General features: G+C 68.0%; 23 protein-coding genes. 10 read left to right on the top strand and 13 right to left on the bottom strand.

Features of this window, described 5'->3' with window-relative positions; genetic code table 11:
• Positions 1-63 precede the first annotated feature (63 nt).
• Genes ACFOMD_RS11675 through ACFOMD_RS11695 form a run of 5 tightly spaced genes read right to left on the bottom strand, consistent with a single transcriptional unit; the run spans position 64 to position 3070 of the window.
• On the bottom strand, positions 64-492 hold the full coding sequence (locus tag ACFOMD_RS11675) for a response regulator transcription factor (RefSeq protein ID WP_380861526.1): 429 nt from the start codon (positions 490-492) through the stop codon (positions 64-66).
• Complete coding sequence (locus ACFOMD_RS11680; protein ID WP_380861528.1) at positions 489-860, bottom strand: hypothetical protein; 372 nt, start codon at positions 858-860, stop codon at positions 489-491. Before ACFOMD_RS11680 ends, ACFOMD_RS11675 begins: the two co-directional genes overlap by 4 nt.
• 19 nt (positions 861-879) lie before the next feature.
• Entirely contained in the window at positions 880-1362 is a 483-nt protein-coding gene (locus ACFOMD_RS11685) for a hypothetical protein (RefSeq protein WP_380861530.1), read from the bottom strand.
• A 2-nt stretch (positions 1363-1364) separates the two neighbouring features.
• Positions 1365-2057, bottom strand: coding sequence for a hypothetical protein (locus ACFOMD_RS11690; protein ID WP_380861532.1), 693 nt, complete (start codon positions 2055-2057; stop codon positions 1365-1367).
• Entirely contained in the window at positions 2054-3070 is a 1017-nt protein-coding gene (locus ACFOMD_RS11695) for a L,D-transpeptidase (protein ID WP_380861533.1), read from the bottom strand. Before ACFOMD_RS11695 ends, ACFOMD_RS11690 begins: the two co-directional genes overlap by 4 nt.
• Before the next feature lie 93 nt (positions 3071-3163).
• Here ACFOMD_RS11695 and ACFOMD_RS11700 point away from each other — a divergent pair, with 93 nt between their 5' ends.
• The 3 genes from ACFOMD_RS11700 (at position 3164) to ACFOMD_RS11710 (ending at position 4686) form a co-directional block, all read left to right on the top strand.
• Entirely contained in the window at positions 3164-3565 is a 402-nt protein-coding gene (locus ACFOMD_RS11700; protein ID WP_380861535.1) for a hypothetical protein, read from the top strand.
• A gap of 67 nt (positions 3566-3632) precedes the next feature.
• Positions 3633-4088 (top strand): copper chaperone PCu(A)C, encoded by a 456-nt coding sequence (locus ACFOMD_RS11705; protein ID WP_380861537.1) that lies wholly within the window; start codon positions 3633-3635, stop codon positions 4086-4088.
• Positions 4075-4686 (top strand): SCO family protein, encoded by a 612-nt coding sequence (locus ACFOMD_RS11710; RefSeq protein ID WP_380861539.1) that lies wholly within the window; start codon positions 4075-4077, stop codon positions 4684-4686. Before ACFOMD_RS11705 ends, ACFOMD_RS11710 begins: the two co-directional genes overlap by 14 nt.
• Here ACFOMD_RS11710 and ACFOMD_RS11715 read toward each other — a convergent pair.
• From ACFOMD_RS11715 to lgt, 5 genes are all read right to left on the bottom strand, one after another.
• Positions 4673-5215, bottom strand: coding sequence for an acyloxyacyl hydrolase (locus ACFOMD_RS11715; protein ID WP_380861541.1), 543 nt, complete (start codon positions 5213-5215; stop codon positions 4673-4675). The two genes, ACFOMD_RS11710 and ACFOMD_RS11715, sit on opposite strands and share 14 nt — an antisense overlap.
• Positions 5216-5286: 71 nt before the next feature.
• Positions 5287-6048: a peptidoglycan editing factor PgeF gene (gene pgeF / locus ACFOMD_RS11720; RefSeq protein WP_380861543.1), complete on the bottom strand. Its 762-nt coding sequence runs from the start codon at positions 6046-6048 to the stop codon at positions 5287-5289.
• Positions 6045-6587, bottom strand: a complete 543-nt coding sequence (locus ACFOMD_RS11725) for a GNAT family N-acetyltransferase (RefSeq protein WP_380861545.1) — start codon at positions 6585-6587, stop codon at positions 6045-6047. The genes pgeF and ACFOMD_RS11725 overlap by 4 nt, the downstream gene beginning before the upstream one ends.
• Positions 6584-7633 (bottom strand): class I SAM-dependent methyltransferase, encoded by a 1050-nt coding sequence (locus ACFOMD_RS11730; RefSeq protein WP_380861547.1) that lies wholly within the window; start codon positions 7631-7633, stop codon positions 6584-6586. Before ACFOMD_RS11730 ends, ACFOMD_RS11725 begins: the two co-directional genes overlap by 4 nt.
• Positions 7634-7792: 159 nt before the next feature.
• Complete coding sequence (gene lgt, locus ACFOMD_RS11735; RefSeq protein ID WP_380861549.1) at positions 7793-8659, bottom strand: prolipoprotein diacylglyceryl transferase; 867 nt, start codon at positions 8657-8659, stop codon at positions 7793-7795.
• A gap of 72 nt (positions 8660-8731) precedes the next feature.
• Between lgt and ACFOMD_RS11740 the strand changes: the two genes are divergently transcribed.
• From ACFOMD_RS11740 to ACFOMD_RS11765, 6 genes are all read left to right on the top strand, one after another.
• Entirely contained in the window at positions 8732-9916 is a 1185-nt protein-coding gene (locus tag ACFOMD_RS11740; RefSeq protein ID WP_380861551.1) for an acyl-CoA dehydrogenase family protein, read from the top strand.
• Positions 9917-10068: 152 nt separating this feature from the next.
• Positions 10069-11205: an acyl-CoA dehydrogenase family protein gene (locus ACFOMD_RS11745; protein ID WP_380861553.1), complete on the top strand. Its 1137-nt coding sequence runs from the start codon at positions 10069-10071 to the stop codon at positions 11203-11205.
• Positions 11206-11372: 167 nt separating this feature from the next.
• Positions 11373-13100 (top strand): class I adenylate-forming enzyme family protein, encoded by a 1728-nt coding sequence (locus ACFOMD_RS11750; protein WP_380861555.1) that lies wholly within the window; start codon positions 11373-11375, stop codon positions 13098-13100.
• Between the two features lie 232 nt (positions 13101-13332).
• A complete protein-coding gene (locus ACFOMD_RS11755) occupies positions 13333-15057 on the top strand; it encodes a DUF1800 domain-containing protein (RefSeq protein WP_380861557.1) in 1725 nt (574 codons plus the stop codon).
• Positions 15058-15069: 12 nt separating this feature from the next.
• Positions 15070-16440 carry a DUF1501 domain-containing protein gene (locus ACFOMD_RS11760; protein ID WP_380861558.1) on the top strand — a complete coding sequence of 457 codons (1371 nt, stop codon included), beginning with the start codon at positions 15070-15072 and terminating at the stop codon, positions 16438-16440.
• Between the two features lie 47 nt (positions 16441-16487).
• Entirely contained in the window at positions 16488-17030 is a 543-nt protein-coding gene (locus tag ACFOMD_RS11765; protein ID WP_380861560.1) for an HD domain-containing protein, read from the top strand.
• Between the two features lie 256 nt (positions 17031-17286).
• On the opposite strand, the gene ACFOMD_RS11770 is transcribed toward ACFOMD_RS11765, so the two are convergent.
• Both ACFOMD_RS11770 and ACFOMD_RS11775 read right to left on the bottom strand, forming a co-directional pair.
• Entirely contained in the window at positions 17287-18627 is a 1341-nt protein-coding gene (locus ACFOMD_RS11770; protein ID WP_380861562.1) for a metal-dependent hydrolase family protein, read from the bottom strand.
• Positions 18628-18812: 185 nt separating this feature from the next.
• Positions 18813-19202, bottom strand: a complete 390-nt coding sequence (locus tag ACFOMD_RS11775; RefSeq protein WP_380861564.1) for a DUF1244 domain-containing protein — start codon at positions 19200-19202, stop codon at positions 18813-18815.
• A 76-nt stretch (positions 19203-19278) separates the two neighbouring features.
• On the opposite strand from ACFOMD_RS11775, the gene pyk reads away from it, so the two are divergent.
• Positions 19279-20733: a pyruvate kinase gene (gene pyk, locus ACFOMD_RS11780; RefSeq protein ID WP_380861566.1), complete on the top strand. Its 1455-nt coding sequence runs from the start codon at positions 19279-19281 to the stop codon at positions 20731-20733.
• Positions 20734-20856: 123 nt separating this feature from the next.
• On the opposite strand, the gene ACFOMD_RS11785 is transcribed toward pyk, so the two are convergent.
• A complete protein-coding gene (locus ACFOMD_RS11785; RefSeq protein WP_380861568.1) occupies positions 20857-22830 on the bottom strand; it encodes a serine hydrolase domain-containing protein in 1974 nt (657 codons plus the stop codon).
• Positions 22831-22928 lie beyond the last annotated feature (98 nt).

The raw sequence follows: 22928 nt of genomic DNA on the forward strand, positions 1-22928 counted from the left end.
ATTTCGCCGGACGGGCGCGGATTCGACCCCTCTCCCCTCCAGGGAGAGGGGCTCAGGAAACGCTCAGCGCAATATCCCCAGCGCCCGTGCCCGCGCGATGGCGTCGGTGCGCCGCTTCGCCTCCAGCTTTTCGAGCAGCCGGGCGACATGCGTCTTCACCGTGTGCGGCGACACGCCGAGCCGGTCGGCGATCTCCTTGTTGGCGTGGCCGGCGGCGAGGAGTTCCAGCACCTCCCGTTCCCTCGCGCTGATGCCGAGCGACGCGACTGCCTGCGGATTGCCGTCGAAATCGGCGCGCGGCTTGGCGGCCAGCACCTTCATGCCGACCACCAGCCCGACGATCAGGAAGGCGGCGGCGACGACGAACAGATAGAGGTCCGACGCATGCGCGCGCACCAGCCGCTGGTAGCCGACCCAATCGAGCGCCAGCGCGCCCGCGGCGAGCAGCGCGCCCCAGGCGAGGATCGGCAGGGCCGACCGACGCCAACTCATCGCGTCGGCAGCACCCACGCCCGCAGTCGATAATCGGCGCTGTCGCCGCGGCGCGCGGCGCTGCGCATCAGGTAGACGCGCAGGCGATAGTCGCCGGTCACCGGCAGCTTGCCGCTGAACTTGCCGCCGTCGATCGAGCCGATGAACAGCGCGGTGTCGCTGCCCGGCGCGGTCAGGTTGAAATAGGCGGAGCGGTTGGTGGTAGTCATCGCCACGCTGAGCGTGTGACCCTCGGTGCCGGCCAGCACATAGTCGACGAACTGGTCGCCCTTCAGGCTGCCCTTGGCGGTCACCGGCGTTTGCGAGGTCACCGACAGGCGTTTGGGAACGACCGCGGGCGCGGCGGCGACGAGCGCCACCGCGGCCATCGCCGCAAAAAGGCCGCGCCTAGAAACGGCGTTCACCGGAATCGACCTTGTCGCAGCGGCCGTCGAACGACTGGCCGGTGCCCTTGATGCTGATCGTGCCGGTGGTGCGGTCGATCCTGATCTTCGGCTTGTTGAGACCGTTGAGGCGATATTCGGCGCGGATTTCATTCTCGCCGACGATCACGTCGCGAAGCTCCCACCAATGCTGGTGATCGCCGCCCGAATTGATCGGCGGGACCAGATTGTCGGGGAGGCGGATACGGCCCTCCTGACCTTGAATCTGGATGGTCACCGCCGTCTCGAAGCCGCGCGATGCCATCTCATAGCCGGTCTTCGTGCGGTACTTGTGATCGAACTTGTCCCATTCGAGCGAGGTCGTCGGCGCGGTGGTGAGCTTGTTGCCGCCGCCCATGCAGATCAGGTTGATCGCGTCGGGCGCCTGCGCGGCGGCGGGTGTGGCGGCGATGACGGCGAGGGCGGTGAGGCGAAGCGGCATCTTCATCTTCAGTGACTCCCCAGGGCCGGCAGGCCGATGATCAGCAACCCGACGGCAACGAACAGAAAGGCGCTGAGCCCGAAGGAGATCAGCGCCTGTAGGAAACCGCGACCGAAGCCGCTGCGCAGCATGCTCGCGTACCACCGCGACTGCACGATGACGAACCAGAGGATCGCCACAGTGGCGATGATCGCGGCGGCAGGCGCGGTGCTGTCGTGATGATAGGTGTGCAGTGTCGCCGCGAGACCGACGGCCAGTGCGAAGGGCGCCGCCGCATAGCATTGGCTGTAGAAGGGCAGCTTCAGCGACTTGCGGGTGAGCGGCCGCTTTCGCCGCCCGAGCAGCCGCGTGGCGAAGATCAGCGGGAACAGGCTGAACAGCAGCAGCCGCATGATGAGCAGCGCAGTATCGTCCGTTACCAGCATCGCGAGGCCGGTCTTCTGGTCGATCAGGCCGCTGTCGCCGACCAGCGCCAGCGCGATGCCGTGGGAAATCAGCAGCGAGATCAGCAGGAACAGCGGTGGGCTCAGCGTGTCGGTATATTGCTCCTCCTCGCGCTCGCCGAGCTCGTCGTCGGCATATTCCATCGTGGTCAGCGGCCGAGTGAGCACCCGCCACAGCGTGATCGGATAGAAGACCAGCCAGCTCATCACCTCGTACAGCAGCTCGTCGATCGAGTTGAGCAACTGCGAGAAGTTCATGGCTGGCCGCCGGTGAGGAGCGTCAACGGCTTGCCGGTGCCGCCGCTGCCGAGGCTCGCCTGCGTGACCAGCACGGTGGCGCCGGGACGGAGGGTGGCGACCAGCGCGTCGTGGAAGGGCTTCGGCATATCGACGCGGTTGAGCGCGGCCTCGTCGACGTCCTTGCCCGCCTCGGTCGCATGGCCGGGCAAGCCGACGTAGATCCAGCGGGGCTGGCCGTTGGGGCCGGGCGCCAGAGTCACGACATGGGTTTCGGGATCGCTATCGGCGAAGCGCGCGCTGCTTCGGCCGATCTCGATGCCGTTGCGCAGCACCACCAGCATCTGGTCGCTCTTCGACGCGATGACCGTGACGGGGCCGAACGGCGAAGCCTCGGGGGTCCAGCGATAGCTCTGCCCCGGCGCGAGCGGCGCGGCGCCTTCCGCCTTGCCCTTGGCATCGACCGGCTGAAGCACGCTCGACCCGCCGGTGCGGATATGGTCGGCGGCGGCGCCCGACACCACCACCGTCGCGCCGAGCTCGGTGATGCCGAACAGCAGTTTGGCGAAGCCGAGCGGCAGGTGAACGCAGCCGTGGCTCTCCGGATAGCCGGGCAGGCCGCCGGCGTGCAGCGCGATGCCGTCCCAAGTCAGCCGCTCGGCGAACGGCATCGGCGCATTGTTGTAGGTGCGCGAATGATGGTCCGCATCCTTCTGCAGGATGGTGAAGACGCCGGTCGGCGTCTCGTGGCCGGGCTTGCCCGACGACACCGTCGACACCGCAATTCGCACGCCGTTGCGATAGACGGTGGCCTGCTGGCGCGACAGGTCGACGTAGATCAGCAGCGGGCCCGTCGGCGCGATGGCGGCCGCCCACACCCATTGGCCGGGTTTCAGCTGATCAGCTCTGCGCGCGAGTTCGACCGGCGAACTGGTGGCGGCGCCCTGTGCGGCAAGTTCGTTCGCCGGCAGCAGCAGAAGCAGCGCGACAAACGGCCGCGTGATACGCCGACGAACAGAATTCCCAAGGGACATGGCGGCAATCCTAGGGCCGGGACAGGCGCTTCGGCAATCCCGCGGGTTGCGGTTACAAAGGCGCACTGGCATGGCCGCCGCGTGACCAGCCCGATGCACTTCATCGATCGGACGACGCGCGCCTTCGCGCTCGGCGGCCTCGCGCTGATGCTGCTGCTCCGCATCCTTGTGCCGGCGGGGTGGATGCCCGCGCAGGCCGGCGGTTTCGCCGTCACGCTCTGCATCGACGGCGGGCCGGTCGCCGCGTGGATTGATGCCGATGGCCGCCTGACCCGTACCGCCAAGGGGGATGCCGGGCAGGAGATGCCGGGCAAGGACACACCCTGCGCCTTCGCCGCCGCCGGCCTGCCACCACTGCCGGTGCTTGCCGTTGCCATTGCCGAGCCTCTCGCCGTGACGCTGGAGCTCGCGCAGCCGCTGGCGCTGCCCGCTGCGATCGGTCGCGGTCTCGCCGCGCCGCCGCCCCCGGCAACCGGACCACCCGCCACCTTCTGAACCACTTCGTTGCGCGCGTGGGGAAAGCCGCGCGCCCGGACATCTGTTTCAGCAAGGACATTCACTTATGAAATCCCAGTTCATTTTCGCTGCCGCGGCGCTCGGTGCCGCGGTCCCCGCTGCCGCACAAGTCAGCGTCGACAGCCCCTGGCTGCGCGAAACCCCGCCGGGCGCGAAAGCCGGCGCCGGCTACGGCCTCGTCATCAACGGCGGCAAGGCGGCCGATCGGCTGCTCGGCGGCAGCACGCCGGTCGCGGCGCGGGTCGAGGTGCACAGCATGACGATGGCGAACGGCATCATGCGCATGCGCCCGGTCGCCGGCGGGCTCGCCGTTCCGGCGGGCGGCAGCGTCGCGCTGAAGCCCGGCGGCTATCATCTGATGCTGACCGGGCTGAAACAGCCGTTGCGGCGTGGGGCGATCGTACCGGTGACGCTCAGCTTCGCCAACGCGGGCGCCGTGCGCGTCACCTTTCGCGTCGAGGGCATCGAGCATGGTCAGGAGGATCCCCATGCCGGCCACTGATCTGCGCCGCGTGCGCCGCTGGCTGTGGGCCGCCGTCGCGCTGGTCGCGGTGGCGGCGAGCGTCGCCCTATGGCGGCCCGCGCCGAAGAACCAGGTCGCCGAAGACTATGCCTCGGCATTCGGCGGGCCGTTCAGCCTCACCGATACGCAAGGGCGGACGGTCACCGACGCGACCTTGCGCGGCAAGCCGTTCGCGATCTTCTTCGGCTTCACCCACTGCCCCGATGTCTGCCCGACGACCCTGCAGATGATGGTGCGGCTGCGGCAGAATCTCGGGGCGGACGGCGACCGGCTGAACATCGTCTTCGTCTCGGTCGACCCGGAGCGCGATACGCCCGCGGAGATCGGCCACTATCTGACGATGTTCGACACGCCGATCATCGGGCTGACCGGCAATCCGGCGCAGTTGAAGGCGATCGTCGACGCCTATCATGTGTTCTACGAGAAGGTGCCGATCGAGGGCGGCGACTATGTCGTCGACCACACCGCCTCGGTGTTCCTGATGGACGCCGACGGGCGCTTCTTCAGCACGCTCGACCACAAGGAGGGCGAAGCGCCGAAGCTCGCCAAGCTGAAGCGGTTGCTCAGGGAAGGGTGAACAGCAGCCGCACGCCCAAGGAATCGATCCCGCGGTTCTGCTTCGAAAACAGCGTCGCGTGGCTGAGGTGGACCCAGCTGGCTTCCACCGCCACGCGGTCGCTCACCCGCCAGCCGACGGCGGCCTCGGGCTCGAAGGTCACCTTCGACCCGAGGTCGACGCGGTTGCCGTTGCTGAAGGCGCGATCGGGGCCGTTGTTGACCGACAGGCCGATGCCGGGGCGGAAATAGAGCGTGCCGCCGAACTTCCAGTTGAGCCCGACCGCCGCATAATCGGTGCCACCGTCGAGCGCCGCCGACAGCAGCACGTGCGGCGCCGGGCGGCCGATCGCGGAAAGCGCCTCGATCGGCTCGCCGATCCAGCCGGCCTTGATGTCCTGCCCGCTCTCGAACTTCTCGTCGGCGAAGGTCGCGTCGTGATCGTAGAAGCCGAGCCAGAGCTGGTCGGCGTGGGCGGGCGTGGCGGCTCCCGCCACCATCGTCATCCCCGCGAAGGCGGGAACCCAGCCCCACTGAAAAAGCGCCCGCATGGCGGGCAAGTTATCTGCTGCGGACTGGGTCCCCGCCCGCGCGTGGATGACGGGAAGGGGCGCGTCGACCGTCAAGGCAGCGCGATCAGCGAGATTTGCCGCCCATAGTCAGGCTCGCCCGCATGCGTCGTGCGGCGGTAGCTGAAATAGCGCCCGCCCTGCGAATAGGTGTCCTCGCCGAGCATCTCGACCGTCGCGATGCCGGTCTCCGCCAGCCGCCGCGCGACGAAGCCTTCGAGGTCGAACTGGTGATGCCCCTCGCGGCCCGGGGTGAAGAAGCTGTCGTTCTCCGGGTCGGCCTCGGTGAAGCGGCGGCGGAAGGCGTCGTCGACTTCATAGGATTTGCGCGCGATGCAAGGGCCGATCGCGGCGGCGATGCGCTTGCGGTCGGCGCCGAGCGCTTCCATCGCGCTGACGGTGTTGGCGAGCACACCGGTGAAGGCGCCCTTCCAGCCGGCATGCGCCGCGCCGATCACGCCCGCTTCAAGATCGGCGAACAGCACCGGCGCGCAGTCGGCGGTGAGGATGCCGAGCGCGAGGCCGCGCTTGTTCGTCACTACGCCGTCTGCCTCGGGCCGCGCGTCGTCGGACCACGCCGCGTCGGCGGTGACCACCGTCGGGCTGTGGACCTGATGCAGGGTGGTGAGCGTCAGCCCGTCGCCGATGGCCGTCACCGCCCGCGCGCGATTCTCGGCGACCGCCGCGCGATCGTCCGACGAGCCGAGGCCGACGTTGAGGCTGTCGAAGATGCCGCCCGACACGCCGCCGGTGCGCCCGAGAAACACGTGCGGCACGCCGGCGAGCGCGCGCGCCTTGGAAACGTCGAGGGTCACGCGGCCACCGCCGGCTCGGTCAGCGACAGCTTCCAGATGCGGTCGTCGTCGGGCTGGTCGCCGACCCAGAAGATATTCTTGCCGACCTCGACGAAGCCGTAGCGGCCATAGAATTTCTGGGCGCGGTGGTTCTCGCTGTAGACGGTCAGGAACACGTCCTCGGCGCCGCGGCGGCGCAGTTCCTCGAGGCCCCAGTCCATCAGTTTCTGTGCGACGCCGCGGCCATGGTGGCTGCTGCGCACATAGAGCTGGCGCAGCTCGAGCGCGCGCCGGTTCGGGTCCGCCTCGACCTCGGTGTGCAGCGCGCCGACCTTGCAATAGCCGACCAGCTGGCCGTCATCCTCGGCGACGAGGAGCGCCAGTTCGGGGTCCTTCATTTCCAGCGGCATGCCTTCGGGGCCGAAAACGGTGACGAGGAAATGGTTGAGGTCCTTCTCCGAATAGAGCGTGCCGAACGTCTCGACGAAGGTATCGCGGCCCAACTGGCACAGCGCCTCGGTATCGGCGTCGGTGGGCGGACGGTAGGTGATCTCGGTCATTCGAAACCTGCGGGTTGCGGCCAGTCCCTGCCGGTTAGCGCCAATGCCTTGAACAGGGAACCCATCGCATCGGGCAGGACCAGCCGGTCGGTGCCGGATCGCAGCAGCGCCGCCTGCTCGGGCGAGGCGCGGGCGGCGAGCGCTTCGGTGCGCGCGGCGATGCCGAGCGCGGCGAGGAGGTTGCCTTGCGTGGTCAGTTTCCAGGCCCGTGCGGGTGCCGCGGCGGCGGCGAGGGCGGTGAAATCGACATGGGCGGTCAGGTCGGCCTCGCCAGGGTCGGCGAACGGGTCGGTGAAGGCGTGGTCCTTCACCGCCTGAAGGGTGTCGCCGGTGGACGGCCCGGCATAGCCATAGTCGACGATCAGCGCCGCGCCGCCCTGCGCCGCCAGCCGTGCGCCGATTTCGGCGGCGATGGCGGTGGCCATGGGCATCAGCTCGACGGTCGCGCCCTCCGGCGCGCCGGCGAGAGCGGCGGGGACGAGTGCGTCGAGCGGTGTGGGACCGGCCGCCTCGAAGAAGCCGCCGTCGCCGTGCGCCACCATCCGCTCGCGCCAGCCGGCGGGCGTGCGGATGAGCTGGCGGATAGGGAGGGCGTCGAAGAATTCATTGGCGACGAGCAGGAGCGGGGCGTCGTCGGGCAACTCGTCGATCCGGTGATGCCAGATCGCATCGGGCATTCGCGCGGCCTGTTCGGCGCGCAGGCTGGGACTGGTTTCGACGAGGTGGACCTTCGTTGCCGCGTGGAAACCGGGTACGCGGGCGGTCGCGCGGCGGATATCGGCCATCAGCGTGCCGCGCCCCGGCCCGAGTTCGACCAGCCGCACCTTCGGCGGTGACCCGGCGCGCAGCCACAGGTCGGCGAGCCACAGGCCGATCAGCTCGCCGAATATCTGGCTGATCTCCGGCGCGGTCGTGAAGTCGCCGCCGCGGCCCAGCGGATCGCGCGTGCCGTAATAATGCGCGAGGCATTCCGCCATGTAGCGCGCGACCGGCATCGGCCCGGTCGCCTCGATCTCGCGGGCAAGGCGCTGTCCGAGCGGGGTCATGGTCGCTGTTTGCCAGCGCAGCAGTTCAGAAGAAAGCGCGTTCCCTCGCCTTCGCACCCACCATCGTCATACCGGCGAAAGCCGGTATCCAGTCGTCGGCCGATCTGGATACCGGCTTTCGCCGGTATGACGGATTGGGGGTTGGGGGCGGGTGCCGAGCTACTGCTGCGCCGCCGGCCCCGCGATCGGCTCGACGCGGACCCGGCGCCCCTTGGCGGTGGCGATGAAGTACAAGCCGCCGATGATCAGCGGCAGGCTCAGCCACTGGCCCATGTGGAGACCGGTGCTCGCGGCGAACTCCACGAGTTGCGAATCGGACTCGCGGTAGAACTCGACGAAGAAGCGGAAGGCGCCATAGCCGAGCGCGAACGTCCCCATCAGCTTGCCGGGCTGGTAGCGCGCATCGGTCTTCCAGAACATCCACCACAGGATGACGAACAGCACCAACCCCTCGAGGATCGCCTCGTAAAGCTGGCTCGGGTGACGCGGCAGGTCGCCGCCGGTCGGGAAGATCACGCCCCACGGCACGTCGGTGGTGCGGCCCCACAGCTCGCCGTTGATGAAATTGGCGAGGCGGCCAAAGCCCAACCCGAAGGGAATGGTGACGGCGATATAGTCGGCGAAGCGCAGGAAGCTGAGGCCGTTCGATCGGGTGAACCCCCACATCGCGATCACGACGCCCAACAGGCCGCCGTGGAAGCTCATGCCGCCTTCCCAGACCTTGAGGATGTCCACCGGGTTCGCGAGATATTTCGCGGGTTCGTAGAACAGCACATAGCCGAGCCGTCCGCCGAGGATGATGCCGAGCGTGATCCAGGTGATGAAGCTGTCGATGTGCTTCGCCGAGGCCGGGGCGCCGGGCGCCTTCAGCATGCGCAATATGTACCACCAGGCGACGATGATGCCGCCGATATAGGCAAGGCTGTACCAGCGCAGCGCGAACGGACCGATCTCAAAGATGATCGGGTCGAGGCCCAGGTCGGTGAACTGGATCGCCGTCTGCGCGAAGTTGATAGGGTCCACCATTTCCCCCTTTGCCGGTCAGGTGCCGCGCACCATAGTTGCCCCCTGTCATTAAGCTAGTGGGGAGATGGAGCGATGACTGAATCGCTCGACGCGTTCCGCGCCGAAGTCCGTGATTATCTCGCGGCGAACTGCCCGCCCGAAATGCGGACGCCCTTCCAGTCGGAAGACGATGCGCCCTGGGGCGGCCGCCACTTCAAATGGACCGCGCCGCAGAAGGCGTGGCTCGACGCGATGGCCGCGAAGGGCTGGACGGTGCCGACCTGGCCGAAGGAATATGGCGGCGGCGGCCTGTCGAAGGAGGAGGCCAAGGTGCTCGCCGACGAAATGCGCCGCCTCAAGGCCCGCCCGCCGCTGCAGTCGTTCGGCATCTGGATGCTCGGGCCGGCGCTGCTCAAATATGGCACCCACGAACAGAAGCTCGAATATCTCCCCCCCATCGCGCGCGGCGAGATTCGCTGGTGCCAGGGCTATTCGGAGCCGGGCGCGGGGTCGGACCTCGCCAGCCTCAAGACCCGCGCCGACGATCATGGCGATCACTGGATCGTCAACGGGTCGAAGGTGTGGACCAGCTATGCCGATCAGGCCGACTGGATCTTCTGCCTCGTCCGCACCGACTTCACCGCGACCAAGCACAACGGCATCAGCTTCGTGCTGTTCGACATGACCACGCCGGGCGTCACCACCAAGCCGATCAAGCTGATCTCCGGCTACTCGCCCTTCTGCGAAACCTTCTTCGACGATGTGAAGGTGCCGAAGGCGCACCTCGTCGGCGATCTCAATCGCGGCTGGGACATCGCCAAATATCTGCTCACCCACGAGCGCGAGATGATCGGTGCGATGGACACCGGCGGCAGCGGGCCGGGCCTCGGCCAGCTCGCCGGCAAGCTGATCGGCGCCGATGCCGAAGGGCGGATGAACGACCCGATCCTGCGCGGCGATATCCTGCGCGCCGACATGGACGGGCTCGCCTTCATGCTGACGATGGAGCGGGTGAAGGACGAGGCGAAGGCCGGGCAGGGCGTCGGCGCGCTGTCCTCGATGCTCAAATATTATGGCACCGAGCTCAACAAGCGCCGGCAGGAGCTGTTCATGTCGGTGCGCGGTACCGACGGGCTGATGTGGGAAGGCGAGGAGAGCAAGAACGGCGCACAGCCGCGCAACTGGCTCCGCAGCCGCGCCAACTCGATCGAGGGCGGCACCAGCGAGGTGCAGCTCAACATCATCGCCAAGCGCGTGCTGGAATTGCCGGGGGCGTAGTTTCTTTCCCTCTCCCTGGAGGGGAGAGGGAGGGGCCCATGAAATGGGAGGGAGAGGGTGGTCGCAGGGACGCCACGGCGCGCGTACCGACCACCCTCTCCCCGGCCCTCTCCCCTCTAGGGAGAGGGAGAAGAGACGGGGAGAATATCGAAGTGGCACTCGTACTGACCGACGAGCAGGCGATGATCCGCGACAGCGCGGACGGCTTCTTTGCCGAGAAGGCGCCGGTATCCGAACTGCGGCGCCTGCGCGATGCGAACGATGCGACCGGCTTCAGCCGTGAGTTGTGGAAGGCGATGGCGGAGATGGGCTTTGCCGGCATCCTCGTGCCCGAGGAGCAGGGCGGCGTCGGCCTCGGCTACGTCGCCGCCGGCCTCGTGCAGGAGGCGATCGGCCGGAACCTCAGCGTCACGCCGATGCTGTCGACCGCCGTGCTCGGCGCCACCGCGGTGATCGCGGCGGGTACCGACGAGCAGAAGGCGGCGCTGCTGCCGAAGCTGGCGAGCGGTGACCTGCTGCTCGCGCTCGCCGCCGAAGAGAAGTCGCGCCACACGCCCAACCAGGTCGAAACCCGCGCCGAGGCGTCGGGCAACGGTTTCAGGCTGACCGGCCGCAAGAATTTCGTGCTCGACGGCCATGTCGCCGACAAGCTGATCATCGTTGCCCGTACCGACGGCGAGATCGACGACACCAAGGGCCTGACCCTGTTCCTCGTCGACCGCGAGGCCGCGGGTGTTACGGTCGACCGCACGGTTATGGTCGACAGCCGCAACGCCGCGCGCGTCACGCTCGAGGCCGTTCAGGTCGATGGCGCCGACGTGCTCGGCGAGGTCGGTGGCGGCTGGGCGGTGCTCGAGAAGGTGCTCGACGCCGGCCGCGCGTGCCTTGCCGCCGAACTGCTCGGCGTGTCGGGGGAGAGCTTCCGCCAGACGGTCGATTATCTGAAGCAGCGCGAGCAGTTCGGCGTGAAGATCGGCAGCTTCCAGGCGCTGCAGCACCGCGCCGCGCACCTGTTCTGCGAGATCGAGCTGGTGCGATCGGCGACCCTCCGCGCGCTGCAGGCGCTCGACGAGGGCGGCAATCCGGCGCTGTTCGTCAGCCTCGCCAAGGGCAAGGCCGGCGAAGTGGCGAAGCTCGCCACCAACGAGGCGGTGCAGATGTACGGCGGCATCGGCATGACCGACGAGTTCGACATCGGCTTCTACATGAAGCGCGCCCGCGCCGGCATGGAGACCTTCGGCGACATCGCCTTCCATGGCGATCGCATGGCGCGGTTGATGGGGTACTGACGCCGCCCTCTCTTTTGCGTCATCCCCGCGAAGGCGGGGACCCAGCCCTTCAATGAGCGCCCGCCAGCGGCGGGCAATATTGTCGCTGGACTGGGTCCCCGCCTTCGCGGGGATGACGATCAGGTGTAGCGTGGTGAAACGATAAAGGACCGGGGGAGGGACTGGGGATGCTGAGCGAGCTCGACAAGGCGCTTGATGCCACCGTGGAGGTGCTGATCGCGCCGGGCGCGCAGCTCGAGGTGACGACCGCCACCGTGCGCGGCGTAGACCTGCCGGTCTTCAAGGGCGCGCCGCCGTCGATGCGCGAATATCTCGGCTTCTTCCTTCAGGCGAACGCCGACAAGGAGTTCGTCGTCTATCGCGACGAGCGCTACACCTTCGCTGACATCTACCAGCAGGGCATTCGCATCGCCGCGGCGGTCCAGCACAAATATGGCATCGCCAAGGGCGACCGCGTCGCCATCGCGATGCGCAACTATCCCGAATGGATCGCCGCCTTCGTCGGCCTGCTGCACCTCGGCGCCGTGGTGGTGCCGATGAACGCCTGGTGGCAGCCGGAAGAGCTGCGCTACGGCGCCGAGGATTCGGGGACGCGCCTCATCATCGCCGACGAGGAGCGCGCCCGCCGCTTCGCCACGCTCGATAAATTCAGCACGCCCGTCGTCACCGTGCGCACCGGCGCTGGTGTCGCCGACGAGCTGGGCGATTGCCGGCTGGAGGATCTGCTCGCCAGCTCGCCGCCGACGCCCTGGTATCTGTCGCCGATCGCCCCGTCGGACGATGCGACGATCATGTACACCTCGGGCTCGACGGGTTTCCCGAAGGGCGCGGTCGCGACGCATCAGGGCGTCGTCCACGGCGCGATGAACTACCTCGTGCAGGGCCTCGCCATGCTGCAGCTGGCGCAGACGGCGGGCGTGTCGCTGCCCGAACAGCAGGTGATGCTGCTAAACGTGCCGCTGTTCCACATCACCGGGTCGGTGCCGATCCTGCTGGTGTCGATCGCCATCGGCCGCCGCATGGTGATCATGCACAAATGGGACGCGGGCGATGCGCTGAAGCTGATCGAGAAGGAGCGCGCGACCTATTTCGTCGGCGTGCCGACGATGAGCCTTGAGCTGATGCAGCATCCCGACCGCGACAAATATGACATCTCGACGCTGCTCGACATCGCCGGTGGCGGCGCCGCCCGCCCGGCGGAGCATGTCGAGCGGCTGGCCGAGGCCTTCCCGGGGAAGCATCCGGCGATCGGCTATGGCCTCACCGAAACCAACGGCGTCGGCGCCGGCAATCTGCGCGAGAATTATCGCGCCAAGCCCGCCTCCACGGGGCGCGCCTCGAAGCCGATGGTCGAGATCAAAATCGCCGATGATGACGGCAATGCGCTGGCGGCGGGTGAGATCGGCGAGGTGTGCATCCGCTCGGTCGCCAACGTCCGCGGCTATTGGGGCAAGCCCGTCGAGACGGCGAAGGCGTTCACCGCCGACGGCTGGTTCCTCACCGGCGATCTCGGGCGCCTCGACGAGGACGGCTACCTCTATATTGTCGACCGCAAGAAGGACATCATCATCCGCGGCGGCGAGAATATCTCCTGCCAGGAAGTCGAAGCCGCGATCTACGGCCACCCGGCCGTTGCCGAGGCCTGCGTGTTCGGCCTGCCCGACGAGCGGCTGGGCGAGATCGTGGGCGCAGTCGTCTATCTGAAGCCAGGCGAGATGGTCGAGCCGGCGGCGCTCATCGACTTCACCCGTGACAGCCTCGCCGCCTTCAAGGTGCCGGCAAAGCTCTGGGTCTCGGCGGAGCCGCTGCCCAAGCTCGGTTCGGCGAAGATCGACAAGGTGTCGCTGCGCAAGCAGTACCGCGAACTCGTCGTTGAGCGTTCGGCGGCGGAATGAATCTCGTTTCGAGGCGATAACAAGTAATCGTTCATTTTCGATTAAGTAAAAACGCCTCCGAAACGAATTGTGGCTTGACAGTCACGCGAGATCGACTTGATCGATCGTGACATCAACACACCGTAATTCCACCTATTGTCTAAAAATCCCGAATCTGGTTAGTGCTTAACCCTGGTTAACAGCCGGGCGGGGTGCGCCGGCGTTTGCCTGGACCATCGGGGGGTCCCTCAACATGAACGAGCTTCTCCTTGATCAGGAGTCGCTGACGGCTGTGCCGTCGGCAGCGGCGGACATGACCGCCGACAGTGCAACCTTGTCCGCTTCGCCGGCCGCGGCGCTGACTGCGGCGGCGCTGATGCTTGCTGCCTGCGGTGGCGGCGGCGGTTCGAGCAGCGGGTCGAGCGGCCCGCAGGTCGCGGCGCCCACCGGCCCGCCGCCGCCCACGCCCGCCGACATGGGCCGCTTCCTCGGCCAGTCGGCGATGGGCGCCAACCGCGCCGAGGTCGACCGCGTGCTGTCGATCGGCATTCCCGCCTGGATCGACGAGCAGATCGCGATGGCGCGCCCCACCAGCCATTGGAACTGGCTGGTGGCGAACGGCTTCAACGTCATCGCCAACCAGGGCAACACCGCCGGCTTCGACCCGGCGATGTGGCAGCAGTTCATTTCCTCGCCCGATCAGCTGCGTCAGCGCGTCGGCCTCGCGCTCCTCGATTTCATCGTGGTCAGCATCGATCAGGTCGGCGGCAGCTGGCGCCAGTTCGCGATGGCCGCGTTCATCGACATTTTGTGGGACAACGCCTTCGGCAATTTCCGCACTCTGCTCGAGAAGATCTCGACCAACGCGGCGATGGCGCAGTTCCTCACCTTCCTCGGCAACAACAAGGCGAACACGCAGCGCGGCACGATTCCCGACGAGAATTATGCCCGTGAGCTGATGCAGCTGTTCGCGCTCGGGCCGCAGAAACTCAATTCGGACGGCAGCGTCCAGATGGAAGGCGACCGCGCCGCCGAGACCTACACGCAGGACGATGTCTCCGGCCTCGCCCGCGTGTTCACCGGCTGGAACCTCGATTCGACCGACAACACCATCCCCGACCGCTACGGCCGGCCGCTGGTACCGAACGCCAACCAGCATGAGATGGGCGTGAAGACCTTCCTCGGCACCACGATCCCGGCCGGGACGGCGGGCGCCGACAGCCTGCGGCTCGCGCTCGATGCGATCTTCGCGCATGCCAACTGCCCGCCCTTCGTGTCGAAGACGCTGATCCAGCGCCTCGTCACCAGCAACCCGTCGCCGGCCTATATCGCGCGCGTCTCGGCGAAGTTCGAGAATGACGGCGCCGGCGTGCGCGGCAACCTCGCCGCGGTGGTGAAGGCGATCCTCCTCGACGACGAGGCGCGCAGCAAGACGGCGATGGCGAGCGCGAACGCCGGCAAGTTGCGCGAACCGGTCACCCGCCTGACCGGCTGGGCGCGCGCCTTCGGCGTCACCTCGCCGTCGGGCGCCTGGGCGATCGGCGACACCAGCAACCCGACCAACCGGCTGGGGCAGGGCGCCGGTCATGCGCCGAGCGTGTTCAACTTCTTCCGGCCCGGCTACGCGCCGCCGAACAGCAGTCTCGCGACGCAGAAGATGGTCGCGCCGGAGATGCAGATCACCAACGAGCCGTCGGTGTTCGGCTATCTCAACTATATGATGGGGCTGATCCAGAACGGCACCGGCGACGTGAAGGCCGAGTATACCGACTGGCTGACGCGCACTGCCACCTCCGCCTCGCTGGTCAACGACATCAATATCGTGCTGGCCGGTGGGCAGGTGAACGCCACCACCGTCGCGCAGATCGTCCAGGCGGTCGACAGCATCGACAACACCACGCTGACCGGGCCGAACAACCGCCTCTACACCGCGATCATGCTGGTGATGGCGTCGCCCGAATATCTGGTCCTGAAGTAGGAAATCGCGGTCATGACCGACAATCAATCGCGGCGCGCCTTCCTGAAGCGCGCGGGCGCCTTCAGCCTGATGGGCACCGCCGGCTCGTTCGTCACCAACCTCGCCGGCATCGGCGAGGCGGCGGCGGCGACGGCGGCCGACTACAAGGCGCTGGTCTGCGTGTTCCTGTTCGGCGGCAACGACAACGGTAACACGCTCGTCCCGTACGACCAGACCAACTACAACAGCTACGCGACCTTGCGGCAGGGCCTCGCCACCGCGCGCGGCAGCCTGACGCCGACCTTGCTCAATCCGTCGACCGCGCTGCCGGGCGGCCTGCAGTTCGCGCTGGCGCCGGCGCTGGCGCCGCTGCTGCCGCTATTCGACGCCGGCAAGATGGCGGTGATGCTCAACACCGGCACGCTGATCGAGCCGCTGACCAAGCAGCAATATCAGGCCAAGAGCGCGCGCATCCCGCCGAAGCTGTTCTCGCACAACGACCAGACCAGCTACTGGCAGGCCGGCGCCGTCGAAGGCGCGCCGTCGGGCTGGGGTGGGCGCATGGGCGACCTGTTCCAGGCGGGCAACGGCACCTCGACGCTGACCTGCATCAACGCCAGCGGCAACGCGGTGTACCTGTCGGGCCAGACGGCGGTGCAGTACGCCGTGTCGACCGGCGGGCCGATCGCGCTCAATGGCAACCGCAGCCAGCTTTTCGGCTCGACGGTCGCCAATCAGGCGCTGCGCAACATCATGGCGGCGCCGACCGGAAATTTGATCGCCGACGAGCATGCCAAGGTCGCGAAGCGCTCGCTCGACGCCTACAGCCAGGTGACGTCGGCGCTGGGCGCTGCGCCCGCGATGACCGACATCTTCCCGACCAACAACTCGCTCGCCGACCAGCTCCGCGTCGTCGCGCGGCTGATCTCAGTCAGCCAGGAACTGGGCGCCAAGCGGCAGGTGTTCTTCGTGTCGATGGGCGGTTTCGATAACCATAGCGCCTTGAACGGCACTCATCCGACGCTGCTGGGGCGTGTCGCCGCGGGCATGAAGGCCTTCCATGACGCGACGGTGCAGCTGGGGGTCGCCGATAAGGTGACCGCATTCACCGCGTCGGACTTCGGCCGTACCATCTCGGTCAACGGCGACGGCTCCGACCATGGCTGGGGCGCGACGCACTTCGTCGTCGGCGGTGCGGTCAACGGCAAGCGCTTCTATGGCACCGCGCCGACGATGGCGCACAACGGCCCGGACGATCTCGGCCTCGGCCGCTTCATCCCGACGACGTCGGTCGACCAGTACGCCGCGACCCTGGCCAGCTGGTTCGGCGTCGCCGAAAGCGACCTGCCGACGGTGCTGCCGAACATCGTCAACTACACCAACAAAAATCTCGGGTTCGTCTGAGGCGCCGGCAGGCCTATATTGGGCCCGTTGCAGAGAGGGATGCGCCGATGTTCACGACGATGCTCGAAGGAACGCCGCAGGATTGGGCGCATATCGCGGCCGAACATGGCAAGCACCAGAAGTCGGCCGCGCCGCGGCAGATCATGGAAAGCCTTGCGCGGCTGAAGGACATCGAGGTCGGCTTCGCCGCCGACCAGCTGACCCACAGCCTGATGGCAGCGACCCTGGCGCGGCGGGCGGGGGCGAGCGACGAGGAGGTCGTCGCGGCCCTGTGTCACGACTTGGGAAAACTTTTCTCAATCCCTAACCACGGCCCGATCGCCGCCGAGATGCTGAAGCCCTACGTCTCGGAAGACCTGTACCACACCATCTACTGGCACCAGGATTTCCAGGGTCGCTATTATTACGAATATCTCGGCCAGCCGGCGAACAAGCGTGACCGCTTCAAGGACGAACCCTGGTTCGCCACCGCCGAGCGGCTGGTCGACGAATGGGACGCCCCGGCGTTTGATCCTGATTTCAACGTCGATCCGCTCGAAAGCTTCGAACCGGAGGTGACGCGGGTGTTCACCCAGCCGAAGCGGATGTAGCGGCGGCGCGAGGCAGCGCAGCGCCGCTTAGCCCCAAACCCAAAACATGCGTCATCCCGGCGAAGGCCGGGATCCACACCACCGTTGGTATGGATCCCGGCTTTCGCCGGGATGACGGCATTTGCGTGCGGAGAGCCCTGCTCCTTTTTTTCATCGTCATCCCCGCGAAGGCGGGGATCCATTAACTCAGGCGTCGGCGGTAATGGATCCCCGCCTTCGCGGGGATGACGATGTCATGTGCATTCAGGGCTGTTGATCAGTCCACCAGCACCTGCTTCCCCGTCAGCTTGTGCACCGTGCCGCGCTTCATCACGAAGTCGACGGTCTGCAGGCGCGTCACGTCGGCCACCGGGTCGCCGGTCACCGCGATGATGTCGGCGTCCTTGCCGACCTCGATGGTGCCGATCTGCGCCGACCGGCCGAGCAGGTCGGCGGCGTTGACGGTGGCGGACTTCACGGCCTCGGCGGGCGGCAGGCCGGCGTCGACCATCAGCTTGAACTCGCGCGCGTTGATGCCGTGGACGCCGACGCCGCTGTCGGTGCCGAAGGCGATGCGCACGCCCGACTTGATGGCGTGGCTGATGTTCTTGGTCGCGATCTTCTCGACCTCGAACGCCTTGTTGGCCGAGGCGACCGGCCGCTCGCCGCGCTTCGCCTGCTCGACCACCGACTGGAAGGCGAGCATCGTCGGCACGAAATAGGCCTTGCCCGACTTGAACATGCCGATGGCTTCGTCGTCGATGTAGGAGCCGTGCTCGATCGAATCGACGCCGGCCTTCAGCGCCGCCTTGACGCCGTCGGCGCCGTGCGCGTGCGCCGTCACCTTGCGGCCGAACAGCCGCGCGGTGTCGACGATCGCCTTCATCTCGTCATCGAACATCTGCCGGCCGAGGCCGCCCGCGACGTTCGATCCGACGCCGCCCGACGCGGCGAACTTGATCACTTCGGCACCGTGGCTGACCTGGCGGCGCACCGCGCGGCGGCAGTCGTCGGCGCCGTCGCAGACATTGTCGCGCTCGGCCATATAGGCCTTGGTCAGCGTGCGGTTGTAGCCGTTGACGTCGCCGTGGCCGCCCGACACCGAGACCATCCGCGCCGCCGGCACGATGGTCGGCCCGGGCAGGTCGCCGCTGGCGATGGTGTCGCGCAGCGCGATGATCGCCGGGCCTTCGCTGCCGAGGTCGCGCACGGTGGTGAAGCCCGCCATCAGGGTGCGCCTGGCGTTGCGCATGCCCTCGAACGCGTCGTCCTCATTGTCCTGCGACGAGGCGGCGAGGCGGCTCTCGAGCGGGCGACCGGTCGAGAACAGGTGCACGTGCATGTCGATGAGGCCGGGCAGCACGTACTTGTCGCGCAGGTCGACGACCTTCGACCCCGCTTCGCCGCCGACGAAGCCGTCGCGCACCTCGGCGATCTTGCCGCCGCGCACCACGATGGTGGAATTGCCGCGCGCTCGCGAGCCGGGTTTGTCGAGCAGCGCGCCCGCCTGAATATAGGTGACGACTTCGGCCGGTGCCGCCGCGGGCGCCTGTGCCCAGGCTGTCACGCCCGCCGCGATCGCCATCGCTGCTGCTGCGCCCAACATCATCCGCTTCATGCCCAACTCCCCTTGAGATTATGGTTTGGAGCGGACCTTAGCGGGGCGGGGGAGGGCGTCCATCCCCATTCATCGTCATCCCCGCGAAGGCGGGGATCCAGCCCATAAGGAATGCGCCGGCGAAGCCGACACGCTGTTTGACGGACTGGGTTCCCGCCTTCGCGGGAACGACGGAATGGAAGCGCTCAGCGCCCTGGCTGGGTCTGGCTGGGAGGATCACTGGCCGGGAAGCTCTCGTCCAGCTCCTCGTCGAGCAGCGCCTGCCGGTAGGCCTCGTTCTTCTGCAGGCTCTCGTCCATGCGGCGGAGCTGCTCGTCGGTCGCCGGCGCCTGATGCTTCGCCTTATAGTCGGCATAGGGCATGCCATAGACCCACTCGCGGGCCTCGTCCTTGGTCAGCGCCAGCCCGTCGGCCGAGGCGGCATCGAACAGCCAGTCGGACAGGCAGTTGCGGCAGAAGCCGCCGTGGCCCATCAGATCGATGTTCTGTACGTCGATGCGGCCGCGCAGATGGGCGACCAGCTGACGGAAAGCCGCCGCTTCGAGCCGTTCGCGGGTCGCTTCGTCGATGGGCATCACGTTCCTCCGGTTGCAAGCTTCGCTGAGCAGTATAGAGCTACGCCGCCCCCGAACCAGCCCGAGAGGCCATATCTTGCCCACCCATATCGAGCCGCGCCGTCGCAAGGTCCGCGTGCTGGCCACGCTGGGCCCCGCCTCGAACACGCCGGAAATGATCCGCGAGCTCTACCTCGCCGGCGCCGACGCGTTCCGCATCAACATGAGCCACGGCAGCCACGAGGGGCATGCCAAGGTGATCGGCCACATCCGCGCGCTCGAAAAGGAGCTCGGGCGGCCGATGACGATCCTCGTCGATCTGCAGGGGCCGAAGCTGCGCGTCGGCGCCTTCGCCAAGCCGGTGGTGCTGAAGAAGGGCGCGAAGTTCGTCCTCGACGACGACAAGACGCCGGGTGACGAGACGCGCGTGCACCTGCCGCACAAGGAGATTTTCGCCGCCCTGCGCCCCGGCGCGCGGTTGCTGCTCAACGACGGCAAGGTGGCGCTGCGCATCACCGCTGCCTCGCCGACGCGCATCGATACGGTGGTCGAGGCGGGCAGCGAGCTGTCGAGCAACAAGGGGCTGAACGTCCCCGACGTGGTGGTGCCGATGGCGGCGCTGACCGAGAAGGACCGCAAGGACCTCGCCTTCGCGCTCGAGCAGCATGCCGACTGGATCGCGCTGTCGTTCGTGCAGCGGCCCGAGGATGTGGCGGAGGCGCGGCGGCTGATCGCCGGGCGCGCCGCGCTGCTGGCGAAGATCGAGAAGCCGGCCGCCGTCGAGCGGCTGATCGAGATCGTCGAAATCTGCGACGCCGTCATGGTGGCGCGCGGCGACCTCGGCGTCGAGCTGCCGCCCGAGGAAGTGCCGCCGGTGCAGAAGCATATCGTGCAGACCGCGCGGCGGATGGGCCGGCCGGTGGTCGTCGCGACGCAGATGCTCGAATCGATGATCACCGCCCCGACGCCGACCCGCGCCGAGGTGTCCGACGTCGCCAACGCCATGTACGATGGCGCCGACGCGGTGATGCTGTCCGCCGAGAGCGCGGCGGGCGACTATCCGATCGAGGCGGTGACGATGATGGATGCCATCGCCCGGCAGGTGGAGGCGGACCCCTCCTATGCCGAGCGCGTCCACTTCACCGAAACGCTGCCCGAGGCGACCACCGCCGACGCGCTGTCGGCCGCCGCCGCCGACATCACCCGCACGATCGGCGCGCGCGCCATCTGCTGCTTCACCACCTCGGGCTCGACCGCCCGCCGCGCCAGCCGCGAGCGGCCGCCGGTGCCGATCCTCGTGCTGACGCCGAAGCTGGCGACGGCGCGGCGCCTCGGCCTGGTCTGGGGCGTGCACGCCGTCCACACCCGCGACGTCGACAGCTTCGAGGAGATGCTGTCGAAGTCGAAGCGCATGGCGCTGCGCACCGGCATGGCGGCGGCGGGCGACCGGCTGATCGTCATCGCCGGCGTGCCGTTCGGCACCCCGGGCTCGACAAACGTCCTCCACGCCGCCCGCCTGACGGGCGACGAGCTGAAGGGCTACAGCAAGTAGGGCGCGAGGCGCCGTTTCCTCACCATCGTCATACCGGCGAAAGCCGGTATCCAGACGGACGGTCGGATTGGATTCCGGCTTTCGCCGGAATGACGGATTGGGGTTGGAAGCGGGCGGTCGGCGCTAGAAGCTGAGCCCGAAGGTCAGCAGCTCGAACTGGACGATCGCCCACAGCAGCAGCACCGCCGATGCGCTGGTGGCGATGACGCCCAGCCGGCGCGGCCAGCCGCGCGTCGGGTCGCCCCAGGCGATGATGCCGTCGATCAGGATGATGACCAGCATCAGCGCACCAAGGCCGGTGGCGATGCGGAGCAGCAGCAGGTTGGTATCGGACGCGCTGGTCAGCAGCGCGATCTCCTGCTCGGCCCGGGTCAGGTAGACGATCCACGCCACCGCGACACCGACGACGATCCACACGCCGAGGCGGGCGAGCGGCAGCGTGCGGCGCGACAGGCCGTAACGTGGCAGTTGCGGCCGGCGGTAGCCGCTGCGCAGCAGCCAGCCGGCAGGCACGCTGAGCGCCGCCAGCACCATGACGCCCATCGCGGCGCCGAGGATGATGCTGGCCGAGCCGACCCAGTTGGGTGCGCGCTCCAGCACGGCGACGGGCGACAGCATCTCGCCGCCGATGCGCGTGACCCGGCCGTCGGCGCCGCGCACGAGGACAAGCGGCGAGCCGGTCTCCTCCTCGGCGAAGCGGTCGCGTGCGATCGGCACCCAGCGGCGCAGCGAGCCGTCGCTGCGCTTGGCGGTCGAGACGGTCAGCGCGCCGTCCTTCTCGGGCGTCACCTCGACATAGCCGAGCGCGTCGGCGAGCTTCAGGAAGCCGTGATGGATGCGCCGCGCCGACAGGTAGATGCCGGCAGCGTCCTTCGCGGTCGACTGCGCCGCGGGGATCGGGCGCAGCGGCACCTGCTGGCGGGCGAAGCGGTCGGCCATCAGGCGGCCGAGCTCGCCGCGCACGCGGTTGGCGGCGTTGCCGTTCGCGCCCTGGCCGTTGAACGCGACGTACCAGCCGATGCCGTGATCGGGCAGCACGCCGATATAGGTGGCGGTACCGGCGAGGTTGCCGCCGTGGCCCGCGTGGCGCACGCCCTTGTGCTCGCCGACCATGAAGCCGAGGCCATAGCCGCCCGAGGCGCCCGCCGCGACGGGGCGCTGCAGCCGCATCATCGTGGCGATCGACTGCGGCGACACGATGCGAACGTCGTTCAAGGCGCCGCCGCCCGCCAGCATGGCGAGGAAGCGGCCCATGTCGGCAGGCGTCGCCGACATGCCGCCCGCCGAGGTCGTCGCCACCCATTCGAAGTCGAGCGCCTCGCGGCTGCCGGGCAGATAGCCTTTCGCCACCGCGCCGCCCAATGAGGCAGGCACCGGCTGGCGGAAGGTCGATCGGGTCATGCGCAGCGGGCGGAAGATGCGATCTTCGACGAGCTGCTCGAACGGCACGCCCGCCGCCCGCTCGGCGATATAGCCGCCCAGCGCCGCGCCATAGTTGGAATAGGCCATGGTGGTGCCCGGCGCATATTCGCGGCTAGGGATGTTGCCGCTCATCGTCTGGCGGATCGGCTTCGGCACGCCGGGATCGAACACGCCGCGCAGCCGCTCGTCGAAGCCGGGGGTGTGGGTCATCAGGTCGCGCAGGGTGATCGGCTTGCCGAAGGCGGGCGGGATGCGGAAATCGAGATAGGTGTTCACATCGCGGTCGAGGTCGAGCTTGCCCTGCTCGACCAGCTGCATGACCAGCAGCCAGGTGAACAGCTTGGAGATCGAGGCCTGACGATAGAGCGTCGCGTCGGTGCTGGCGGCCAAGCGCTTCTCGAGGTCGGCATAGCCATAGGCTTTCGACAGGATGATGCGGCCGTCGCGGACCAGCACGATCGAGGCGCTGGGCAGGCCCTGCTGGTCGACGGCGGCGCGGATATAGCCATCGACGAAGCCGGCGATATCGTCCTGCGGCGGCGCGACGCTGACCTGCGCGGGGGCGGTGGTCGGGGCCGCGGCGGGCGGTGACAGCAAGGCCGGCTGCGTTTCCTGCGCCGGCGCGGCTGCGCCCGCCAGCCCGACCGCCACGATCGCTAACCGCCACCACCGCATGGCTGGACCCCTTTGTTTCCCCACCGGAACTATTGCAGCGCAGCAAGAGGTTGGGAAGGGGGAGACCGAAATGATTTCCGACACATCCGGCCGGCGGC

It is taken from the genome of Sphingoaurantiacus capsulatus (assembly GCF_042648405.1).
GTDB classification, from domain to species: domain Bacteria; phylum Pseudomonadota; class Alphaproteobacteria; order Sphingomonadales; family Sphingomonadaceae; genus Sphingoaurantiacus; species Sphingoaurantiacus capsulatus.

Bases quoted from the DNA above. Each gene is read 5' to 3' on its own strand.
- ACFOMD_RS11690 (WP_380861532.1), bottom strand. From the start codon at position 2,057: ATGAACTTCTCGCAGTTGCTCAACTCGATCGACGAGCTGCTGTACGAG.
- ACFOMD_RS11695 (WP_380861533.1), bottom strand. From the start codon at position 3,070: ATGTCCCTTGGGAATTCTGTTCGTCGGCGTATCACGCGGCCGTTTGTC.
- ACFOMD_RS11770 (WP_380861562.1), bottom strand. From the start codon at position 18,627: ATGAAGCGGATGATGTTGGGCGCAGCAGCAGCGATGGCGATCGCGGCG.
- ACFOMD_RS11755 (WP_380861557.1), top strand. From the start codon at position 13,333: ATGAACGAGCTTCTCCTTGATCAGGAGTCGCTGACGGCTGTGCCGTCG.
- ACFOMD_RS11700 (WP_380861535.1), top strand. From the start codon at position 3,164: ATGCACTTCATCGATCGGACGACGCGCGCCTTCGCGCTCGGCGGCCTC.
- ACFOMD_RS11775 (WP_380861564.1), bottom strand. From the start codon at position 19,202: ATGCCCATCGACGAAGCGACCCGCGAACGGCTCGAAGCGGCGGCTTTC.
- ACFOMD_RS11675 (WP_380861526.1), bottom strand. From the start codon at position 492: ATGAGTTGGCGTCGGTCGGCCCTGCCGATCCTCGCCTGGGGCGCGCTG.
- ACFOMD_RS11715 (WP_380861541.1), bottom strand. From the start codon at position 5,215: ATGCGGGCGCTTTTTCAGTGGGGCTGGGTTCCCGCCTTCGCGGGGATG.
- ACFOMD_RS11750 (WP_380861555.1), top strand. From the start codon at position 11,373: ATGCTGAGCGAGCTCGACAAGGCGCTTGATGCCACCGTGGAGGTGCTG.
- ACFOMD_RS11760 (WP_380861558.1), top strand. From the start codon at position 15,070: ATGACCGACAATCAATCGCGGCGCGCCTTCCTGAAGCGCGCGGGCGCC.
- lgt (WP_380861549.1), bottom strand. From the start codon at position 8,659: ATGGTGGACCCTATCAACTTCGCGCAGACGGCGATCCAGTTCACCGAC.
- ACFOMD_RS11680 (WP_380861528.1), bottom strand. From the start codon at position 860: ATGGCCGCGGTGGCGCTCGTCGCCGCCGCGCCCGCGGTCGTTCCCAAA.
- ACFOMD_RS11785 (WP_380861568.1), bottom strand. From the start codon at position 22,830: ATGCGGTGGTGGCGGTTAGCGATCGTGGCGGTCGGGCTGGCGGGCGCA.
- ACFOMD_RS11710 (WP_380861539.1), top strand. From the start codon at position 4,075: ATGCCGGCCACTGATCTGCGCCGCGTGCGCCGCTGGCTGTGGGCCGCC.
- ACFOMD_RS11740 (WP_380861551.1), top strand. From the start codon at position 8,732: ATGACTGAATCGCTCGACGCGTTCCGCGCCGAAGTCCGTGATTATCTC.
- ACFOMD_RS11685 (WP_380861530.1), bottom strand. From the start codon at position 1,362: ATGAAGATGCCGCTTCGCCTCACCGCCCTCGCCGTCATCGCCGCCACA.
- ACFOMD_RS11765 (WP_380861560.1), top strand. From the start codon at position 16,488: ATGTTCACGACGATGCTCGAAGGAACGCCGCAGGATTGGGCGCATATC.
- ACFOMD_RS11725 (WP_380861545.1), bottom strand. From the start codon at position 6,587: ATGACCGAGATCACCTACCGTCCGCCCACCGACGCCGATACCGAGGCG.
- ACFOMD_RS11730 (WP_380861547.1), bottom strand. From the start codon at position 7,633: ATGACCCCGCTCGGACAGCGCCTTGCCCGCGAGATCGAGGCGACCGGG.
- ACFOMD_RS11705 (WP_380861537.1), top strand. From the start codon at position 3,633: ATGAAATCCCAGTTCATTTTCGCTGCCGCGGCGCTCGGTGCCGCGGTC.